We start from the raw sequence: 19,290 nt of genomic DNA on the forward strand, positions 1-19,290 counted from the left end.
GTTGACCTCCCTAGGTGGTCACCCGGCGTTCGCTTTCGGCCGGATGGTGTCTTGCCTTTCTCTCCGTCCCCCGTACAGGTTCCGCGAACTCCTGGGCGCAAACGTCCTTTTTCCACGCGCGCCTGTTCCGGTCCGCGCAACATTCGGCTGCCACAATCGGAAACCGCCTCCGTGTCCGGCAGGACACGCCGCCGGACGACGAAGGAGCGCCCCGTGCCGCTGACCCCGGAGCCGCTGCGCCGGATGGGATTCCTGACCATCGGCCTGTTCGACGGCGCCGCCCCGCGCGGGGGGCACGAATCGGTCCTCGGCATCATCGAGTTGGGCGAGCGGCTCGGCTTCGACAGCGCGTGGGTGCGGCACCGGCACCTCCAGTACGGCATCTCCTCGCCCGTCGCCGTCCTCGCGGCGGCGACCCAGCGCACCAGCCGCATCGCGCTGGGGACGGCCGTCATCCCGCTGGGCTGGGAGAACCCGCTCCGGCTCGCCGAGGACCTGGCCACCGTGGACGTCCTGTCGGGTGGCCGTCTGAACCCCGGCGTGAGCGTCGGGCCGCCGATGCACTTCGACCGCGTGAAGCGGGCCCTCTACCCGGACACGGCGGAGGCCGAGGATTTCAGCCACCACCGCGTCCGGCGGCTCCTCGACCTCCTGCGCGGCGCCCCGGCCAGCGACTTCAGCGGCACCGAGGGCATCGAGGAGTACGCCGACCACGTACAGCCCCACTCCCCCGGCCTCGCCGACCGCGTCTGGTACGGCGGCGCCAGCCTCGGCTCGGCGCAGTGGGCGGGCGAGCAGGGCATGAACCTGCTGACGAGCAACGTCGTGAAGGCCGAGGAGGCCGAGGACTTCGCGCAGATCCAGCTCTCCCACATCCGCCGGTTCCGCGAGCACCACCCGGACGGCGAGCGGGCGCGCGTCTCCCAGGGCCTCGTCGTGATCCCGACCGACAGCGCCACGCCTGAGCAGCGCGCGAAGTACGAGGCGTACGCCGAGCGCCGCCGCGCGCGCACCGGCACGACGCACGGGCCGCGCCGGATCATGTACGCGCCCGACCTCGTCGGCCCCTCGGCGCAGATCGCCGAACAGCTGTACGCGGACCCGGCGTTCCAGCAGGTGCGGGAGGCGGTGTTCCCGCTGCCCTTCACCTTCGAGCACGCCGACTACGTGCAGATCCTGACCGACATCGCGACCCACCTCGGCCCGGCCCTCGGCTGGCACCCGGCCACCTGAGCGCCCCGGCCGGGTTTCGCGCGGCGACCGGCAGGACATGCACCGGGGAAAAGGGGGAGAGCACATGCCGACCGCTCTGCGCGCGCTCACCGTCTCCATACTGTGCAGCCTCGTCGCGACCGTCTCGGTCACCACCACCGGCCCCGGCACGGCCTGGACGATCGCCTTCTGGGCCTGGTGGTCCGTCCTGGCGGCCGTCACCGTCCGGCTGATCGGCGAGAGCCGCGCCTGACCCCGGTGCCCCGCCGTCGCACGGCGGCGGGGTGGCTAGGACACGTCCACGCCGTACTCCCTGACCAACTCCTCAAGGCCGCCGCGGTATCCCCTGCCGCCCGTCACGAACTCCCAGTCGCCGTTCGCGCGGCGCCGGAAGGACCCGAGGACGAGGGCCGTCTCCCCGGCGCGGCCCTCGGAGACCTCCAGCCGGTCGAGCGCCGCTCCCCCGGCGTCCAGCAGCCGGATACCGGCGCGCGTGAACCCGGCGAGGTCGGCCTCGGGGTCGGCGAGGGGATCGACCGCCGCGATGACGACGAGACGGTCGGCGCGCTCGGGGAGTGCGTCGAAGGAGACCTGGATCGCGGCCCTGTCCGGCGGGACGGGCGGGAGCGCGCGGACCGTGCCGTCGGGGGTCGCGGGGTTGTTGAAGAAGACGAAGTGGTCGTCGTCCAGGACGCGGTTGCCGTGGCAGACCAGCGCGCACACGTCCAGGGCGACGCCGCCCGACCAGTACATGCCCAGCACGTTGTGGTCGTCCTCATCGCCCTCGTTGTCCGCGTCGTCCGGCGCCGACCGCTGGGCCGGTACCGTACGGTCGTCGCCGAGCCGCCCGCGCAGCCCGTGGCGGTGCAGCAGATCGACCAGTTCTGGGCCCGCGATCAGCTCCAGCGGTTTGCCGTTGGCGAAGGTGTGCGAGCCGGGGCCGAAGCCGGACGTCGTGACCAGTACGCCCTTGTTGGCGCCCACGGCCAGCATGGTGCCGTAGAGGTCGCGGACGGCCGTCGGGGGCACGGTGTTGCGGTAGCGCTTGACCTGGACGACGATCTCGCCGCCGCGGATCGGCGTCGGGTCCACGGCGTGGACATCGACGCCGCCGTCGCCTGAGCGCTCGGTGGTCACGGCGTGCATGCCCATGGCCTCGAACAGCTGCCTGATCAGGGACTCGAAGGCCAGCGGGTCCATCGTGTACAGATCCGGGTCGTCGTCGCCGCCGTGCTGCACGACGCCGTCGCCGATCTCCTCAGGCACCCGGCCGGGCCGCACCGTCGCGCTCTGGTCGGGGCGCGCCGACAGCTGGCCACGGAGGGCGTCCTCCAGGCAGTCAACGGCGTTCACCTGCTCCAGGTGCAGCCCGGCGAAGGTGGACCGTGACGCCATGACGGTGGCCAGGAACAGGTGCGCCCGCCTGCCGGTCGCCGGATCGTGGTCGTCCACGAACCCGTTGAGGGCGACCGACTCCAGCGCGCCGAACTCGTCGGCGGCGAAGAGGTCGTGGAGGACCAGCAGCACGCACTGGGCGAGCACGTCCCGGTAGAGGGCACGGCGTTCGGTGACCGGCCGGGCCGTCTCCTTCTCGCGGTCGGCGGTGGGCATGTAGCGCACCGACTTCGTCTCCGGGATGACGCCGTACCCGGGCAGCTCCCAGTTCAGCACCAGCTGGCGCGCGGAGGAGTCGTACGCGGCGGAGACCTGGCGCGGCAGATCCTCCGGCCACGCCGTCGAGGCGTAGAGGGCGGCGGAGAAGTACTCCACCGCGGCCTCGGCGTCGCCGTTGCGCAGCCCCCTGACCATCTCGGCGATACCCGCGTTGTGGCGGCGGACCTCCCCGAGCTGCGCGTCGGCCCACTGCTGGTACTGCCGCTGATACGCGGCCAGTTGCTGCTGTCGCTGCGTCTCCGCCGCCTGCGCGGCATGCCAGTCGCGCTCGAACCGGGCGCGTGCCTCGGCCTGCGCGTTGGCCCGCTGCGCGGCGGTCCAACCACCTTGCGCCTGGTAGTGGTTGGGGTCCGGCATGCGGAGGGGGATCGCCAGCTGGCCAGGCGCGAACGGCTCGATCCGCTCCGGCCGTGTCAGCGGTCCTGTGGAGAAGGCGGGAGCCCGGCATCCCGCCACCAGCAGACCCCGCAACGACTCGACGCGCGCGTCGAGTTCGTCCGTACGCCGCCTGGCGTCCGCCTCACGCTGCTGCCGGTACGCCGCCTTCTGCTCGCGATGGCTGCGCGCCACGTCCCGCTGATACGCGCGCTGCTGCCTCTCCTGCTCCCGCTGGGCCCTGGCCTGCGCCTCACGCTGCCGTTGCTGCTGGCGCTGCGCCTCGGCCCAGATCCCGACCAACCCATTGGAGCGACGACTCATGCCCTACAGGCCCTCCCCCGGCCGACGCCCCGGTGTCACACCCCAGGCCCCGGCCCCGTAACCAGCAGTGATGACCCGACTCTAGCCGCTCCCCGCGGCCCCGCCCATCCGGTCGCCGAGGGCGCGGTACGCCCCAGGGCACGGGGCCCGCTGTTCGTCCGTCGTCGTCGCTGTCCGCCGATGCCCGGGGACGCGCGGCTCGTACGGGTACCTACCCCGTGCGGGTCCGGCCAAGGCAGGCGGGCCTGACCCCTGCGTGCCTCGCTGAACCGGACTGAGCGGGGGCCCGGAACCACGGGGACACGGCGAGGCGCGCCGCGACGTTCGGCTCGGCGGGCGAAGAACCTCGGGGCCGGGGCGCGGGTATCGGCCGAACTGCCGGTCCGTACGATGCCGTGGCCGGTTCAGGGGCGCCGTTTCCCGGCGGATGCCGGGGCACGACCACGGGCCCAGGGAGAGGGTGTCAGTCGCCCTCGTCGCCGGTTCCCGCTGTGACCCAGCCGTCTCCGAACCTCAGGAACGACACGCCTCCGGGGTAGGCGGTGCAGAGCGCGTGCACCAGGCTGCCGACATCGACGCAGCCCTCCAGGCCGTCGTCGGTGAACTCCCGCGGCCACCTGGTCATCACGTCCACGAACGGCTCGGTCCTGTCGCCCAGCGCGACGCGGAAGAGCAGGAACCCGTTCACCCCGTCGTCGATGTCCAGCGTCACCGTGCCGGGCGGCTCGTCGCCGTTGACCCGGACGGCGAAGACCTCGAAACCGTCGTCCTCGTCCCCGTCCTCGTCCTCGTCCTCGAACAACCGGACCAGGTGGCCGTCTTCGTTCTCCCGCCAGCCGGACCGGTCCAGGAGCTTGCGCACGCCGTGCATCGTGTGCTCCTGCCACGCGGCCGGGCCGTTCAGCAGCGCCTCGAACTCCGGCTCCCCGCGCAGTGCGGCCAGGTCGGGGTCGGCGTGGATCTTTTCGGCCATCTCCACGTCGATGCACGCCGCCCGCGTGAGGTCGGCCAGCGCCGCCGCCCTGTCACCGGCCACCAGGTACGCGTAGCCCCGGTACCAGAGGACCGTGGGGTCCTCCTGCCGCGCCAGCGCCTCGGTCAGCGCGGCGACCCCCTCGTCGGCGCGCCCCCGCTTGGTGAGCGCGAGACCGTAGTGGGCCCAGACACCCGGCTCGTCGTCGGCCTCCTCGGTGGCCCGGGCCAGCGCCGTCAGCGCCGCCTCGGCGTCGCCCGCCTGCTCGTACAGCCACACCTCATAGGTGCGGGCCAGCGACGGCATCCGCCCGGCCCGCGCGGCGCGGTCCAGCGCGGCGGCCGCGCCGACCGGGTCCGCCCCGTAGTGCAGCGCGCCCAGCCACAGGTCCGCCAGCCCGTCGTTCTCCTCGTCGGCCGCGCGCTCGAACGCCCGGGCGGCTAGATCCCAGCGCTCCGCGTCGATGGCGGCGAACGCCGCCTCCAGCCAGGGGACGCCGCCCGGTGCCCCTTCGAGTTCGGCCAGCGGGCGTACCGCGTGCCGTTCCAGCTTGCGGAGGGGAATCCCGGTGACCAGGGCGGTGCGCAGCCCCCCGGGCACCGGCGCCCGGAAGGCGCCCAGCAGCCCCAGCGAGGCCAGCGTGCGGACGCGCGGCCCGGGGTCCGCGAGCCGTTCGAGCAGTGCGGCCAGCCGCTCCGCACCCGTCGGCATGCCGAACAGCGCCGGGTCGTCGTGCCCGAGCACGTCCACCAGCCCGTCCAGCACAGGAGCCGTCAGCTCCGGCCCCGTCGCCTGCACCAGCAGCGCCTCCGGCAGTCCGGGGTAGCCGGTCGTCACGTAGGCCGCGTACCAGTGCTCGCCGGACCCGGGTATCTCCCGTTCCACGGCGGCCAGCGTGGCGAACAGGGCGCTGGGCCTCGGGCGCACCGGCCGCCAGCCAGCCACGGCCAGCCGTTCGGCCATGGTCGCGGCCCGCTCCGCCTGCGGGGCCGTCGCGGTCTGTGGGGGCGACGGGGCGGCGGGCAACGGCTCGGACGCGGCGTGTACCGGTCCCATCAGGCTGCCGGGCGCGGCGGCGGCCACCTCCGCCGCGAACCACAGCAGCCGATCGGTACCGAGCCGGTCCGTCCAGTCCAGCAGCAGGCGCAGCAGCCGGTCCGTCACCGGGATGTCGTCCAGGGCCAGCCGGAACTCGACCTTGTTCCTGGGCAGTCCGACGCGCAGCCGCATCTCGTCGTTCACCTGGCCCACGTCGAACACGGCGCCGCCACGGCCGTCGTACCGGAGGCCGAGGCCCGTGCCCATCACGAACGCAGCGGGTCCCGTCGTGCACCAACCGGCCCGCCTCAGCACCCGTGTGAAGCGGGCCGAGACGGGGTCCTCGGCGAGCTGATAACCGTCTTCGGTGAGGAACGGGATCGAGACCGGGTGACCGAACGGGTCGTCCGACAGCAACGCCCGCAGCTCGTCCGCGTCCACGGCCGCCCACCGCTCGGCGACACCGTCCTCCTCGGCCTCCTCCTCGACCACCCAGCGCACCGGGGCCCGCTCCGCGACGCGGTCGAGCCACTCCGCCGCCTTCTCCCGGCACAACTCCTCGGGCACGTCGAGGAGCAGTTCCACCAGCGACCGGAACTCCTCGGCGCTCATCCCGTCGGCCACGGGGACGGCGAACTCCAGTCCCATCCCCTCGAACTCCAGCCGCACCGCGAGATGCTCACCACGCGGCGACTCCACCACGTGCCACGCCCCGTCCTCCGGCCCCCGCAGTTCCTCGAACACGCGCACCCGCACGGCCTGACTCAACGTGACTTCCCCGTCCTGCTGCCTGGTCAAGGCCCCACAAGCTACCGCCAACTCAGTGCAGCAGCAAAGATGTTCGGCCAGGCTCACGGGTCAGTGGGATCACGACGCCTCGTCCGGGCCGCCTGCAACGCGGCGCCCGGAAGGACCCGGAACGCCTCAGGCTTCGCATCCGGGTACACATGCCCGGCTTCCGCGACCACCTCTCCACCAGATCCCACTGCTGCTCCACCACCCTCGGCACGCCCGGAGAGGCGTGGGCCGTCGTGTGCTGCTGACGGGCGTGGACAACGGCGCGGTGAAGCAATGGGTGGGAGCCACCCGAGTATGCGCCACCAGGACCGCGCGACACCGGTCGTTCCCGCGGGTCGCGCGCAGCGCCGGGGTGCGGATGGTCCGGCTGCGCGACGCCGCTGACCGCCGCCGGGGTGGCGCCTCGGGCCGTGATGACGTCTGCACCCACATCGTGGGGGACATCCGGCGGAAGGCGATCGGCCAATGGATCGGCCGCTCAAGCATCGGCGACGATGGCCGTTGACCGTCGCCGTTGATGTCGATCCCGGACGTCGAACGCCCCGGAGCATGATCACTCCGAGGCGTCTGCGCTGGTGCCCCCGGCAGGATTCGAACCTGCGACACCCGCTTTAGGAGAGCGGTGCTCTATCCCCTGAGCTACGAGGGCCGGGGCCCGTTGGCAGACCCGTGAGCCGGGGACAGCTTAGCCGATGGCCCGGCGGGTGCCCGCCGTGAGCCCCCGGGGCCGTGTGAGTGACCTGCCGCGACGGGCGCCCGCCGGGCCATCGGGTCCTTCCCCTTTCCCCGCACCGGCTGTTGGCCGGTGGGAGTGCGTACGTCCGCGAGGCAGAGAAGGAGCGGTGAAGCGGCAAGGCCGTCCGGTTGACCGGTGCGGACAAGGGGATCGGGCGGGCGGCAGCACAGCGGCTGGGTATGGCCCGGCCCCCTTTTGTCACAGAGACGCGGCGGGGAGGGCCAGTCCCTCGTCCGGGACACCCACCGCACCGAGCTGACCGCCGCCGCCGTCCCCGCCGACCGGCCCCGTGAGTCGGCGCCGAGGCACCCCGCGGCCCGGTGACCCGCGACGTCGCGGGCGTGAGCCCCGGCACCGTGTCGGCCTGTCGGCCGCCCGTCGCGCCGCGCTCGACGTGGCGGACGCCCAACAGCGCTGAGACGTACGGCGGTCGGCCGCGCCCGTGGCCTCCGTGCGGGGGCGCCCGCGACTCCACCGATCACTTAGGCTAGCCTTGCCTAAATTTTTGGCCAGGCGAGGAGTCGGGGAGCGGATGCGCACCACGGAGGTGTCAGGACGCCAGGTGCTGTGGCGGGCCGTCGCCGGGCAGCGGCGGAACGTCGCCGTGGCGGCGGTGCTCGGTGCGGTGCACCAGGCCGCCGAGGTGTTCGTGCCCGTGCTGATCGGCGTCGTCGTCGATCGTGCCGTCGCGACCGGCGACGGCGACGGGATGGTGCGCTGGCTGCTCGTCCTCGCCCTGGTGTACGTGGGGCTGTCGCTCAGCTTCCGCCTCGGCGCCCGCGCCGGGGAACGGGCCGCGGAACGGTCGGCGCACGGGCTGCGGATCAGGCTGGTGGACCGCGTCCTGGCCCCGGGCGGCGGCGCGGACGAGGGGCGGCTCCCCGGGGTGCTCGCCAGCGTCGCGACCGAGGACACCCGCCGGGTCGGCGCCGTCAGCATGGCCATGACCCTCGGCATCGGCGCCGCGATGGGCCTGCTGGTGGGCGCCGTCGTGCTGCTGCGGATCTCCCCGGCGCTCGGGCTGCTGGTCCTGCTCGGCGTGCCCGTGATCCTCGTGCTGGGCCACTACCTCAGCAAGCCGCTGGAGCGCCGCAGCGCCGCCGAGCAGGAGCGCGCCGCGCACGCCTCGGGGGTCGCCGCCGACCTGGTGGCGGGCCTGCGTGTGCTGAAGGGCATCGGCGCGGTGCCCGCCGCCGTCGGCCGCTACCGGGACACGAGCCAGGCGTCGCTCGCCGCGACCCTGCGCGCGGCCCGCGCCGAGGCGTGGCAGAACGGGCTGACGACCGGGCTGATCGGCGTGTTCATCGCCGTCGTGGCGCTCGTCGGCGGACGGCTCGCCGCCGAGGGTGACGTCGGCCTCGGCGAGTTGGTGGCCGCGGTCGGTCTCGCCCTCTTCCTCATCTCGCCGCTCCAGACGCTCGCCTGGGTGAACGCCGAGCTGGCGCAGGGCCGCGCGTCCGCCGCGCGGATCGCGGAGGTGCTGTCGTCGCCGCACGCCGTCCCGGTGGGCGGGCCGGTGCCGGGCCGCGCGTCGGGGGGCGTCCTGCGGCTGCGTGACGTGCACGTCGGCGGGCTGCGCGGGTTCGACCTGGAGCCGCTGCCGGGCGAGGTGCTGGGCGTCGCGGTGACCGATCCGGCCCATGCGGTGGCGCTGGTGCGCTGCCTGGGCCGTGAGACCGAGCCGGAGGCGGGTGGCATCGAGCTGGACGGGGTGTCGGTGACCGCGCTCGACCCCGCAGGGGTACGGCGTGTGGTACTCGTCGCAGCGCACGACGCGGACCTGTTCGACGGGACCGTGGCCGAGAACATCATGGCGGGCGCCCCGGCCGAGACCGACATCACCGCCGCGATGGCCGCGGCGGGCGCCGACGAGCTGGTGCATTCGCTGCCCGAGGGCGCAGGTCAACAAGTGGGGGAACGCGGCCGGTTCCTGTCGGGCGGCCAACGGCAGCGCGTCGCCCTGGCGCGCGCACTGGCCGCCGATCCCCCGGTGCTGGTACTGCACGACCCGACCACCGCCGTGGACACCGTGACTGAGGCCCGTATCGCCACCGGGCTGCGCGCACTGCGCGCAGAACAGCCCGGCCGGGTCACCGTGCTGATCACCACGAGCCCCGCGCTGCTCGCCGTCACGGACCGCGTGGTGTGGGTGGACGGCGGCCGAACGGTGGACACCGCCCCGCATGACGAACTGGTGCAGCGCCACTCCTCCTACCGATCGGCTGTGCTGGCATGAGCGCTACGCAGGACACCCCGGGCCGTGAGCTGCTGCCCGTGGCCACCGCTCCCCGCACCCGCGCCGCTGTACGCGAACTACTGCGCGGCCGTACGGGGGCAGCCGTCGCGGCGTTCGCCACCATGGCCGCCGCCACCGCCGTCGGACTGCTGACCCAGCCCCTGCTGGGCCACATCGTGGACGAGGTCGCCGAGCGGCGCGGCGTGGACGCACTGACCGTGCCCGTGCTGCTGCTGGCCGGCGTCGCCGTGGCACAGGGCATCGGCACGGCGTTCGGCCTGTCCCTGATCGCCCGCCTCGGCGAGACGCTCCTCGCGGGCCTGCGCGAACGGTTCGTCAGGCACGCCCTGCACCTGCCGCTCACGCAGGTCGAGCGCGCCGGTACGGGCGACCTGACCGCGCGCGTGACGGGCGACATAGCGGTCGTCGCACAGGCCGTACGGCACGCGCTGCCCGAGCTGGCACGCTCCGTCCTGACCATCGTGCTGACGTTCGGTGCGCTCGCCGTGCTGGACTGGCGCTTCCTGCTCGCCGCGCTGATCGCCGTGCCCGTACAGGCGCACACCGCGCAGTGGTACGTACGCCGCGCCGTGCCCCTGTACGCCGAGCAGCGCATCGTGACCGGCACCCAACAGCAGCAACTGTTGGACACGATCGGTGGAGCGGCGACAGTGCGCGCGTTCCGTATGGAGCGCGGCCACATAGAGGCGGTGACGTCACGCTCGTCCGCCGCCGTCGCCGTGACTCTGCGCGGTGTGCGGCTGGTGCTGCGCTTCTACGCACGGCTGCACATCGGTGAGTACCTGGGCCTGGGGGCCGTACTGCTGACGGGCTTCTGGCTGGTGCGGGACGGCTCCGTGTCCATCGGCACGGCGACCGCCGCGGCCCTCTACTTCCACAGCCTGTTCAACCCCATCAACGCCGCCCTGGTCCTGATGGACGACGCCCAGTCCGCGCAGGCGGGCCTGGCGCGCCTGGTGGGTGTCGCCGACCTGCCGGTGCCCGAGCCTGCGGCCCCGGCGCCGGACGCGCGCCCCGGCGAGGTCACGATCACCGGGCTCACGTACGCCTACCGGCCCGGCAGCCCGGTCCTGCACGGCGTGGACCTCACGGTCGAGCCCGGCGAACGCGTCGCGCTCGTCGGTGCGAGCGGCGCGGGGAAGACGACGCTGGCCAGGATCGTGGCGGGTATCCACGACGCGGGTGGCGGCTCGGTGCGCGTCGGCGGCGCGGTGGGGCTCGTCAGCCAGGAGGTCCACGTCTTCGCCGGGCCGCTGGAGGACGACCTGCGCCTCGCGCGGCCCGACGCGGACGAGGCGGCGCTGCACGCGGCGCTGGACCGCGTGGGCGCGCTGGAGTGGGCCCTGACGCTCCCGGACGGGCTGCGTACGGTCGTCGGCGAGGGCGGGCACCGTCTGACCGCGACCCAGGCGCAGCAGCTCGCGCTGGCGCGCCTCGTGCTGGCCGATCCCCCCGTCGCCGTCCTCGACGAGGCCACCGCCGAGGCGGGCAGCGCCGGGGCCAGGGCCCTGGAACGCGCCGCCGACCGCGCCCTGGAGGGCCGGACGGCCCTGATCGTCGCGCACCGGCTGACCCAGGCGCGCGCCGCTGACCGCATCGCCGTGCTGGACGGGGGCCGGCTCGTGGAGTGCGGCACGCACGACGAGCTGTGCGCCACCGGCGGCGTCTACGCGGGGCTCTGGGAGACCTGGTCGAGCGCCCGCGCGGTCGCCCCTTGACCGGCGGCCCACCCCACCCACCCCACCCCTTCGGATCCACAGTGAAAGAGACCAGAGGAACCACCATGCGTCACCTTCCAGGACGACGGCGGCCCGCGGCCGTCGCCGCATTCGCCGCCCTGCTGCTCACGGCCGTCACCGCGTGCGGCGGCTCGGACGACTCCGACGACTCGGGCGCCTCCGGCGGCTCGGACGCCGCCGAGGACGCGGGCTCGTCGTCCGAGCCGGGCGCGTTCCCGGTGACCATCGACGGGCGTTTCGGGCCGACGACCGTCGAGGAGGAGCCGGAGCGGATCGTGACCGTCGGGCTGACCGACCAGGACGCCGTGCTGGCGCTGGGCAAGGTCCCCGTGGGCACGACGGACTGGCTGACGCTGCACGACGCTGCCATCGGCCCGTGGGCGGAGGAGGCGCTGGGTGACGCCGACCGTCCCGAGCTGCTGACGGACCCGGGCACCGGGCCGCAGGTCGAGGCCATCGCGGCGCTGAACCCCGACCTCATCCTGGCCGTCTACGCCGGGCTCACCGAGGACCAGTACGACAGCCTGAGCCAGATAGCGCCGGTCGTGACGGCGCCCGAGGGCACCCAGGACTGGGGCGTCGCCTGGGACGACCAGACGCGGATCATCGGCGCGGCGCTCGGACAGCCGGAGGCCGCGGACGAGCTGGTCACCGGCGTCGAGACGATGCTGGCCGACACCCGCGAGGCACACCCGGAGTTCGCTGACCAGACAGGCCTCGTGGCGACGCCCTACGACGGCTACTACGTGTTCGGCGACGAGGACCCGCGTTCCGACCTGCTGGCGAACCTCGGCTTCACGATCCCGGGCGAGCTGGCCGAGGTGACCGGCCAGGAGTTCGGCGCCTCCATCAGCCGCGAGAACACGGACCTCCTCGACCAGTCGGCCCTCGTCTGGCTCGTCGGCGACACCGAGGGGGCCCCGCGCGAGCTGCACGACGACGAGCTCTACGGCGGCCTGGACGTCGTCACGCAGGGCCGTGAGGTGTACGTGGACGAGTCGTCGGACCTGGGCGCCTCGCTGTCGTTCGGCACGGTCCTGAGCCTGCCGTACACCGTCGAGACCATCGTGCCGCTGCTGTCGGCCGCCGTGGACGGCGACCCGGCGACGCCGGTCGTTCCCGCCTCCTGACGAGCGCCGGTCCGCCCGTTCCCCAGGCCGGGGAGCGGGCGGACGAACCGGTCCTGAACGTGAGTTAAGGTTCGCCTTGCCTAAGAAATCCAGGGGGGAGAGAACGGTGAGCGGTCACCGCAGGGGGCTGCGCCCTCTCGCGCTGGTGCTCGCGCTGGGCGGCACGCTGCTCCTGCTGTGCCTGCTCTCCCTGATGTTCGGTTCCCGGGACATACCGCCCGGTCAGGTGTTCAGCACGCTGCTCGGTGACGCGCCGGACGCGCGGGTGGACGACATCGTGTGGGCGGCGCGCGTGCCCCGTACGCTGCTGGCCCTCGCGACGGGCGCGGCGCTCGGGCTGTCGGGCGCCCTGATGCAGGCGCTGACGCGGAACCCGCTGGCCGATCCGGGCATCCTCGGGGTGAGCGCGGGCGCGTCCTTCGCGATCGTGCTGGCGGCCTCGGTGCTGGGGATCACCTCGCCGAGCACCTCCATCTGGTTCGCGTTCGCGGGCGCGCTGCTGGCCACCGTGGCCGTGTACCTGCTGGGCGGCTCGGGGCGGGCGGGGATGACGCCGGTGAAGCTGGCCCTGGCGGGGGTCGCGATGACCGGTCTGCTGTCGTCCCTGACGAGCGCGATGGTGCTGACGCACCCGGAGGCGCTGAATCGTTTCCGCTTCTGGTCGGCCGGTTCGCTGGCCGGCGACTCGGGCGACACGCTCGGCCAGGTGCTGCCGTTCCTCGTGTTCGGGACCGTCTTCGCGCTGCTGTGCACACCGTCGCTGAACAGCCTGGCGCTGGGCGACGACATGGCGGCGGCGCTCGGCCGTCGCGTCGGTCTCGTCCGGCTGGCGGGCGTCGCCGCGATCACCCTGCTGACCGGCACAGCGGTGTCCCTCATAGGCCCGGTGGTCTTCCTCGGCCTGGCCGTGCCGCACATCGCGCGGGTCTGCGCCCAGCGCGCCGGTATCGGCCCCGACCACCGGTGGCTGCTGCCCCTGTCCGCCGTCCTGGCACCCTGCCTGCTGCTGATCGCCGACATCGCCGGACGGCTCGTCGCCCGGCCGATCGAGGTGCAGGCCGGAGTGCTGGTCGCGTTCATCGGAGGGCCGTTCTTCATCGCGCTGGTCCGCCGCCATCGCTTCGCGGAGGTGTGACATGACCGGTACGGAGACCGCGCCGCGGCACGAGAAGGTCTCGGCACGGCACACCTTCCGCCTGACCAGGCCCGCCGTCTCGGGCGTCGTGCGGGTCCGCCAGCTCGTCGTCTGCGGGACGCTCGCCGTGGCGGCGTTCCTCGCGTTCTGCTGGACGATGTCCGTCGGTGAGATCACCATCCCCTTCGCCGACGTCCTGCGCGCGGTCGCGGGGTCGGGTGACAGCGGGACCCTCCTGGTGGTGCAGGAGTTCCGCATGCCGCGCGCGCTCGTCGGCGTGCTGGTCGGCGCCGCGTTCGGCCTCTCGGGCGCGATCCTCCAGACCATGACGCGCAACCCGCTGGCCAGCCCGGACATGATCGGCATCACGCAGGGCGCGGGCACCGCCGTCGTCGCGGGCACCGTGCTGGGCTGGGGCAGCGGCCTGGGCACACAGACGCTGGGCATCCTCGGTGCGCTCGCCACCGCGCTGCTGATCCAGGCGCTGTCCTGGCGGCGTGGCAGCACCGGCTATCGGATCATCCTCATCGGTGTGGGCGTCTCGTGGATCTGCACCAGTGCGACCGACTTCCTCCTCGCCCGGGGGCGTGAACTGGAGGCGCAGGCCGCACTCGGCTGGCTCTTCGGCAACCTCAACGGGCGCACGTGGGACCAGGTGCAGACGCTGGCGTGGGCCATGGTGGTCCTTGTGCCCGTCGCGCTGCTGCTCAGCCGCTGGAGCCGCACCCTCCAGCTCGGCGACGAGGTCGCCACCGCGCTGGGCACTCCGGTGCAGCCCGCGCGCGTGGCGCTGCTGCTTACGGCGGTCGGACTGGTCGCGTTCGGTACGGCGGCCGGGGGGCCCATCGCGTTCGTCGCGCTGGCCGCGCCGCAGATAGCCCAGCGTCTGACCCGTTCCGCGTGGCCCCCGCTGGTGGCCTCCGCGCTCACCGGCGCCCTGATCGTCGTGCTGTCCGACCTCGCCGCGCGCGAGGTGCTGCCCGACACCGAGCTGCCGGTGGGCGTGGTCACCGGTGTGCTGGGGGCGCCGTTCCTGCTCTGGCTGCTCATCCGTGTCAATCGCGCGGGCTCAGGAGGCTGACCGTGAAGACCCTGCATCCCGAGGTGCCCGGCACACCCGGTGCCCAGCTATCCCCCGGCCCCGACCTGCGGGCCCAGGAGCTACGGCTCGCGTACGGGGACCGGCTGGTGGCCGAGCGGATAGACCTCGCCGTACCGCCAGGCCGTGTCACGGCCATCGTGGGCGCGAACGCCTGCGGCAAGTCCACGCTGCTACGCGCCCTGGCGCGGCTGCTCCCGCCCCGTGCGGGCGCCGTGCACCTGGACGGCCGCGCGCTGTCGTCCATCCCCACACGGGAGCTGGCCCAGCGGCTCGGCATCCTGCCGCAGGGGCCCGTGGCGCCCGAGGGGCTGACCGTCATCGACCTGGTGACCCGCGGGCGTTCACCGCACCAGACGTGGTGGCGGCAGTGGTCGGGCGGCGACGAGCGCGCCGTGCACGACGCGCTGGCCGCCACCGGCATGACGGCGCTGGCGGACCGCACCGTGGACGAGCTGTCGGGCGGGCAGCGGCAGCGCGCCTGGATCGCCATGGCCGTGGCCCAGGGCACCGAGGTGCTGCTGCTCGACGAGCCGACGACGTACCTCGACCTGGCGCACCAGATCGACGTCCTCGACCTCGTCACGGACCTCAACCGCGAGCAGGGCCGCACCGTCGTGATGGTCCTGCACGACCTCAACCAGGCGTGCCGCTACGCCGACCACCTGGTCGCGATGAAGGACGGACGTGTCGTCGGCGAGGGCGATCCGGCCGCCGTCATCACCGAGGAGACCGTCGAGGAGGTCTTCGGGCTGCGCTGCCGTATCGAGCCGGACCCGGTGAGCGGGACGCCCATGGTGATCCCGGTCAGCCGCCATCACGGTGGCCGCCCGCGCTGACGGCCCGTGGGGGGCGGTTGTCAGTGGCCCGTGCCAAGGTGGTCGCGCAGGAAGGCCAGAGTGCGGGTCCAAGCCAGTGAGGCGGAAGGGGCGTCGTAGGTCTCCGGGCGCGCGTCGTTGAAGAACGCGTGACCGGCCGGATAGGTGTACAGGGTCGGGGTGTTGCCCGTCAGGCGCTTGAGCCTGGTGTGCAGTTCGGTGACGGCTTCGGTCGGGATGTTCGCGTCGTGCTCGCCGTAGTGGCCCATGACGGCGGCGCTCATGCCGGTGAAGTCGGGCGTCGGCTCGGGGAAGCCGTAGAACGGCACCGCCGCGGCCACGCGGTCGTCGGCCGCGGCCAGGTGCATGACGAACGTGCCGCCCATGCAGAAGCCGACCGCGCCCACGCGGTCGCCGGTGGTCTCGGGGCGGGCGACGAGGTGGTCCACCGCCCCCGAGAGCATCCGGACGGCGCGCTCGGGCGGCACCTCGGCGATCATGCGGCCTGCCTCGTCCGCGTCGTGCGCCACCCGCCCGCCGTACAGGTCGGGCGCCAGGGCGACGAACCCCTCGTGCGCGAACCGGTCCGTGACGTCGGCGACGTGGTCCGTCAGGCCCCACCACTCCTGGATGACGAGCAGGCCGGGGCCGCTGCCCGAGGGAGGCAGGGCGAGGTGTCCGTGGGCGGTGGCGCCTGCGCTGGGGAAGGTCACGTTCTGTCGGGCGGGCATGGCGCGAGCGTAGTGCGCCGGAGGGCGCCACGCCGGGCGGCGCGGCGCCCCGGGGCGCTCCCCCGCCGTCAGGCCGTCGGCAGGGCGAGGACGACGGCGAACCGCGCCTGCGGGTCCGTCCACCAGTGCTCGACGGTGAATCCGGACGCCGCGAGTTCCGCCGTCATCGGCTCCTGGCGGAACTTGACGGAGATCTCGGTGCGCAGGTCCTCGCCGCGCGCGAAATCGACGGCGAGGTCGAGGGGAGGGATCTTCGCGGACGTCGCGACGCGGGCGCGCAGCCGCATCTCCATGCGTTCCTGTTCGGCGTTCCAGACGGCGCGGTGGTCGAAGGCGCCCGGCTCGAAGTCGGCGTTCAGCTCGCGGTTCAGGACGGCGAGGAGGTTCTTGTCGAAGTCGGCGGTGACGCCCTGCTGGTCGTCGTAGGCCCGGATCATCATCGCCGGGTCCTTGACCAGGTCGATGCCGAGCAGGAGGGCGTCGCCGCCGGTCAGCGCGGAGCGGAGGCGGCCGAGGAACGCGGCGCGCTGCTCGGTGTCGAAGTTGCCGAGGGTGGAGCCGAGGAACGCGACGAGGCGCGGGCCCGTCTCGGTGGCGGGCGGGAAGGCGAGGTCGTGTTCGAAGTCGGCGAGGACGGCGGTGACCGCGAGGGTGGGGTAGTCGCGGGCGAGTGCCTGTCCCGCCTCGCCCAGGGCGGTGCTGCTGACGTCGATGGGCACGTAGCGCTCCAGCGTCCCGGCGGCGGCGAGGGCGTCGAGGAGGACGCGGGTCTTGTCCGAGGAGCCCGAGCCGAGTTCGACGACGGTGCGGGCGCCGGTCTGTTCGGCGATGTCGGCGGCGTGGGCGCGCAGGGCCATGCGCTCGGCGCGGGTCAGGTAGTACTCGGGGAGGCGGGTGATGCGGTCGAAGAGGACGCTGCCCCTGGCGTCGTAGAACCATTTGGGCGAGAGGGACTTGGGGGTCGCGGTGAGACCTGTCTCGACGTCCTCGCGGAGCGCGCGGCTGTAGTGGTCGGCGGGGAGGCGGTCGTCGAGGGTGTAGGGAGGTGTCATGGTCGTCCTCTCACAGGGCTTTTATGCGGACCGTGCTGTCATGGGTGGTGAGCAGGGAGTGATCGGGGATCTCGTTCCAGCCCGGCTCCTCGGGGACGGGTTCCGACGCGACGGTGACCTGGCCCCGGGCGGCCCGGTACCACAGCGACGAGCCGAGACGGACGGCGGTGAGGCCGCCGCCGTCGGTGAGGAGGAGGTTGAGACGGGCGTCGGGGCGGACGTCCCGGGTGCGGCGGACCACGTCGGCGAGGGCGTCGGCCGGTGTGTGTCCCGAGGTGAGGCGGCGCGCGACCATGACCCACAGGAGGGCGGAATCGCTGCGTGCTTCGAGGCCCAGGAGTTCGGCGGAGGTCAGGGGCTCGCCGGTGTCGGCGGGCAGTGACTCCCAGTCGTCCACCGCGCCGTTGTGGCTGAACAGCCACCGGCCGGAGGCGAACGGGGCGCTGGCCGCCTCGTCACGGCTGTTGCCCGCCGTGGCGTCCCGGACGGCGGCGACGACGACACCGCTGCGCAGGGTGTCCAGGAGACCGGGCAGATTGGCGTCGGCCCAGATGGGGATGGCGCGGCGATAGCGGACGGGCGGGGCGTGACGGGACCCGGGCGGGTACCAGCCGATGCCGAACCCGTCGGCGTTGACCGTGCCGTGGCTTTGGAGGCGGGGTGACCAGGACTGTTCGTAGAGGCTGTGCGGCGGGGCCGTGATCAGCTCGGCCAGCGGGCGTTCCGGGCCGAGGTAGGCGAGGTGGCGGCACATCAGCGGCTTGCCCCCACGTCGCGGCAGGTGCGGAAGCCGGCGAAGATCTGCCGTCTGACGGGGAGGTCCCAGTTGCGGAAGGTGCCCCGGCAGGCGACGGGGTCGGTGCCGAACGAGCCGCCGCGCAGCACCTTGTAGGACGTGCCGAAGAAGACCTCGCTGTACTCCCGGTAGGGATGGGCCGTGAAGCCCGGATGGGTCCTGAAGTCGTCGGCGGTCCACTCCCAGACGTCGCCGAGGAGCTGACGGGCCCCGCAGGCGGCGGCGCCCTGGGGATAGGACCCGGCGGGCGCGGGCTGGAGATGGCGCTGGCCGAGGTTGGCGTGCTCGGGGCCGGGCGCGGTGTCGCCCCAGGGATGGCGGCGGGACCGGCCGGTGGCCGGGTCGTGGCGGGCCGCCTTCTCCCACTCGGGCTCGGTGGGCAGGCGCCGCCCGGCCCATCGGGCGTAGGCGTCCGCCTCGTACCACGAGACGTGGCAGACCGGCTCGTCCGGCGGCACCGGTTCGGTGTGGCCGAAGCGGCGGCGCAGCCAGACGTCGCCGTCACGCCGCCAGAACCCGGGGGCCGTCAGACGGGCGCGCTGCCGGTGGAACCAGCCTTCGGGGTGCCACCAGCGGGGTTCTTCGTAGCCGCCGTCCTCGATGAACGTCCGGTAGGCGGCGTTGGTGACCGGGACGGTGTCCAGCCAGAAGGGGGCGAGGTGGACGGTGCGGGCCGGGCGTTCGTTGTCGAGCGACCAGGGGTCGTCGGCCGCGTCGGTGCCCATCGTGAACGGCCCGCCGGGCACGAGCACTTCGCGGGGCAGCCGGTCGGCGCCCGCCGGGGCCGGGCGGGGCGCCGGGGCGTCGAGCACGGCGGGGCCGCGACGCAGTTGGTGCGTGGCCAGCATGGTCTCGTCGTGCTGCTGCTCGTGCTGGGCGACCATGCGGAAGAGGAAGTGGTCGTCGGTGGAGGCCGACGCGAGGGCGTCGAGGGCACGTTCCCGCACCTCGGCGAGGTAGTGCCTCGCGGGCCCCGGCGGGAGCAGTGGCAGGGAGGGCCGGTCGGCGCGCGGGGTGCGGAAGGCGTCGTAGTGCGGGTCGAGATCGGCGCGCAGCGCGTGCAGGCCGCCCGCTTCGCGGACGAGCCAGATGTCCTCCTGGTTGCCGATGTGGGCCAGGTCCCAGACGAGAGGGGACATGAGCGGGGAGTGCTGGGCGAGCAGTTCGCTGTCCGGCAGGCAGTCGGTGAGGGCGAGGGTGCGCCGCCTGGCCGCCTCCAGGGCGGAGCGCGCGTGCGGCGCGGGGGCACCCGCGGCGTCGGGTACGGCGCAGCCGGGGGGTGTGAGCACGCCCGCGCCGACCGGGGTGACGGTCCCGTGGACAGCAGGTTCGGTCACGCGGGTGGTGGTGACGGGGCTGGTGGGGCTGGTGGGGGGCTCCGGGGTGAGGATGTCCTCGCTCAT

General features: G+C 73.6%; 15 protein-coding genes and 1 tRNA gene. 9 read left to right on the top strand and 7 right to left on the bottom strand.

Going from position 1 to position 19,290, the window contains the following annotated elements; all coding sequences use genetic code 11:
- Positions 1–213: 213 nt before the first annotated feature.
- Together IF27_RS12960 and IF27_RS31020 are read left to right on the top strand one after the other, a co-directional pair.
- Positions 214–1,233 carry an LLM class flavin-dependent oxidoreductase gene (locus IF27_RS12960; RefSeq protein ID WP_052849663.1) on the top strand — a complete coding sequence of 340 codons (1,020 nt, stop codon included), beginning with the start codon at positions 214–216 and terminating at the stop codon, positions 1,231–1,233.
- A 64-nt stretch (positions 1,234–1,297) separates the two neighbouring features.
- Positions 1,298–1,465: a hypothetical protein gene (locus IF27_RS31020; RefSeq protein WP_190232929.1), complete on the top strand. Its 168-nt coding sequence runs from the start codon at positions 1,298–1,300 to the stop codon at positions 1,463–1,465.
- Positions 1,466–1,500: 35 nt separating this feature from the next.
- Here the strand turns inward: IF27_RS31020 and IF27_RS12965 are convergent, their stop codons facing one another.
- Both IF27_RS12965 and IF27_RS12970 read right to left on the bottom strand, forming a co-directional pair.
- The gene (locus tag IF27_RS12965) at positions 1,501–3,585 is read right to left on the bottom strand and encodes a restriction endonuclease (protein WP_190232930.1); all 2,085 of its coding nucleotides are present in this window, start codon (positions 3,583–3,585) and stop codon (positions 1,501–1,503) included.
- Positions 3,586–4,048: 463 nt separating this feature from the next.
- Positions 4,049–6,394 (bottom strand): TPR end-of-group domain-containing protein, encoded by a 2,346-nt coding sequence (locus IF27_RS12970; protein ID WP_190232931.1) that lies wholly within the window; start codon positions 6,392–6,394, stop codon positions 4,049–4,051.
- A gap of 235 nt (positions 6,395–6,629) precedes the next feature.
- On the opposite strand from IF27_RS12970, the gene IF27_RS31025 reads away from it, so the two are divergent.
- Complete coding sequence (locus IF27_RS31025) at positions 6,630–6,899, top strand: hypothetical protein (RefSeq protein WP_052849666.1); 270 nt, start codon at positions 6,630–6,632, stop codon at positions 6,897–6,899.
- A 68-nt stretch (positions 6,900–6,967) separates the two neighbouring features.
- On the opposite strand, the gene IF27_RS12980 is transcribed toward IF27_RS31025, so the two are convergent.
- A tRNA-Arg gene (locus tag IF27_RS12980) sits at positions 6,968–7,043 on the bottom strand.
- Between the two features lie 619 nt (positions 7,044–7,662).
- On the opposite strand from IF27_RS12980, the gene IF27_RS12985 reads away from it, so the two are divergent.
- The 6 genes from IF27_RS12985 to IF27_RS13010 all read left to right on the top strand — a co-directional run bounded on the left by IF27_RS12985 (position 7,663) and on the right by IF27_RS13010 (position 15,329).
- Positions 7,663–9,366: an ABC transporter ATP-binding protein gene (locus tag IF27_RS12985; RefSeq protein ID WP_052849667.1), complete on the top strand. Its 1,704-nt coding sequence runs from the start codon at positions 7,663–7,665 to the stop codon at positions 9,364–9,366.
- A complete protein-coding gene (locus tag IF27_RS12990) occupies positions 9,363–11,105 on the top strand; it encodes an ABC transporter ATP-binding protein (protein WP_052849668.1) in 1,743 nt (580 codons plus the stop codon). Before IF27_RS12985 ends, IF27_RS12990 begins: the two co-directional genes overlap by 4 nt.
- Before the next feature lie 65 nt (positions 11,106–11,170).
- A complete protein-coding gene (locus tag IF27_RS12995; RefSeq protein WP_052849669.1) occupies positions 11,171–12,256 on the top strand; it encodes an iron-siderophore ABC transporter substrate-binding protein in 1,086 nt (361 codons plus the stop codon).
- A 106-nt stretch (positions 12,257–12,362) separates the two neighbouring features.
- Positions 12,363–13,391, top strand: coding sequence for a FecCD family ABC transporter permease (locus IF27_RS13000; RefSeq protein ID WP_052849670.1), 1,029 nt, complete (start codon positions 12,363–12,365; stop codon positions 13,389–13,391).
- A 1-nt stretch (position 13,392) separates the two neighbouring features.
- Positions 13,393–14,472, top strand: coding sequence for a FecCD family ABC transporter permease (locus IF27_RS13005; RefSeq protein ID WP_052849671.1), 1,080 nt, complete (start codon positions 13,393–13,395; stop codon positions 14,470–14,472).
- 2 nt (positions 14,473–14,474) lie between these two features.
- Positions 14,475–15,329 carry an ABC transporter ATP-binding protein gene (locus IF27_RS13010; protein WP_223291039.1) on the top strand — a complete coding sequence of 285 codons (855 nt, stop codon included), beginning with the start codon at positions 14,475–14,477 and terminating at the stop codon, positions 15,327–15,329.
- Positions 15,330–15,349: 20 nt separating this feature from the next.
- On the opposite strand, the gene IF27_RS13015 is transcribed toward IF27_RS13010, so the two are convergent.
- From IF27_RS13015 to egtB, 4 genes are all read right to left on the bottom strand, one after another.
- Entirely contained in the window at positions 15,350–16,039 is a 690-nt protein-coding gene (locus IF27_RS13015; RefSeq protein WP_052849672.1) for a dienelactone hydrolase family protein, read from the bottom strand.
- Positions 16,040–16,107: 68 nt separating this feature from the next.
- Positions 16,108–17,091 (bottom strand): L-histidine N(alpha)-methyltransferase, encoded by a 984-nt coding sequence (egtD, locus tag IF27_RS13020; RefSeq protein WP_052849673.1) that lies wholly within the window; start codon positions 17,089–17,091, stop codon positions 16,108–16,110.
- Positions 17,092–17,101: 10 nt separating this feature from the next.
- The gene (gene egtC, locus IF27_RS13025; protein ID WP_052849674.1) at positions 17,102–17,845 is read right to left on the bottom strand and encodes an ergothioneine biosynthesis protein EgtC; all 744 of its coding nucleotides are present in this window, start codon (positions 17,843–17,845) and stop codon (positions 17,102–17,104) included.
- Positions 17,845–19,290, bottom strand: coding sequence for an ergothioneine biosynthesis protein EgtB (egtB, locus tag IF27_RS13030; protein ID WP_110945828.1), 1,446 nt, complete (start codon positions 19,288–19,290; stop codon positions 17,845–17,847). The genes egtC and egtB overlap by 1 nt, the downstream gene beginning before the upstream one ends.

This window comes from Streptomyces avicenniae (assembly GCF_000719135.1).
Taxonomy (GTDB): domain Bacteria; phylum Actinomycetota; class Actinomycetes; order Streptomycetales; family Streptomycetaceae; genus Streptomyces; species Streptomyces avicenniae.

Bases quoted from the DNA above. Each gene is read 5' to 3' on its own strand.
- IF27_RS31020 (WP_190232929.1), top strand. From the start codon at position 1,298: ATGCCGACCGCTCTGCGCGCGCTCACCGTCTCCATACTGTGCAGCCTC.
- IF27_RS12965 (WP_190232930.1), bottom strand. From the start codon at position 3,585: ATGAGTCGTCGCTCCAATGGGTTGGTCGGGATCTGGGCCGAGGCGCAG.
- IF27_RS12985 (WP_052849667.1), top strand. From the start codon at position 7,663: ATGCGCACCACGGAGGTGTCAGGACGCCAGGTGCTGTGGCGGGCCGTC.
- IF27_RS12990 (WP_052849668.1), top strand. From the start codon at position 9,363: ATGAGCGCTACGCAGGACACCCCGGGCCGTGAGCTGCTGCCCGTGGCC.
- IF27_RS12995 (WP_052849669.1), top strand. From the start codon at position 11,171: ATGCGTCACCTTCCAGGACGACGGCGGCCCGCGGCCGTCGCCGCATTC.
- IF27_RS13005 (WP_052849671.1), top strand. From the start codon at position 13,393: ATGACCGGTACGGAGACCGCGCCGCGGCACGAGAAGGTCTCGGCACGG.
- IF27_RS13015 (WP_052849672.1), bottom strand. From the start codon at position 16,039: ATGCCCGCCCGACAGAACGTGACCTTCCCCAGCGCAGGCGCCACCGCC.
- egtD (WP_052849673.1), bottom strand. From the start codon at position 17,091: ATGACACCTCCCTACACCCTCGACGACCGCCTCCCCGCCGACCACTAC.
- egtC (WP_052849674.1), bottom strand. From the start codon at position 17,845: ATGTGCCGCCACCTCGCCTACCTCGGCCCGGAACGCCCGCTGGCCGAG.
- egtB (WP_110945828.1), bottom strand. From the start codon at position 19,290: ATGAGCGAGGACATCCTCACCCCGGAGCCCCCCACCAGCCCCACCAGC.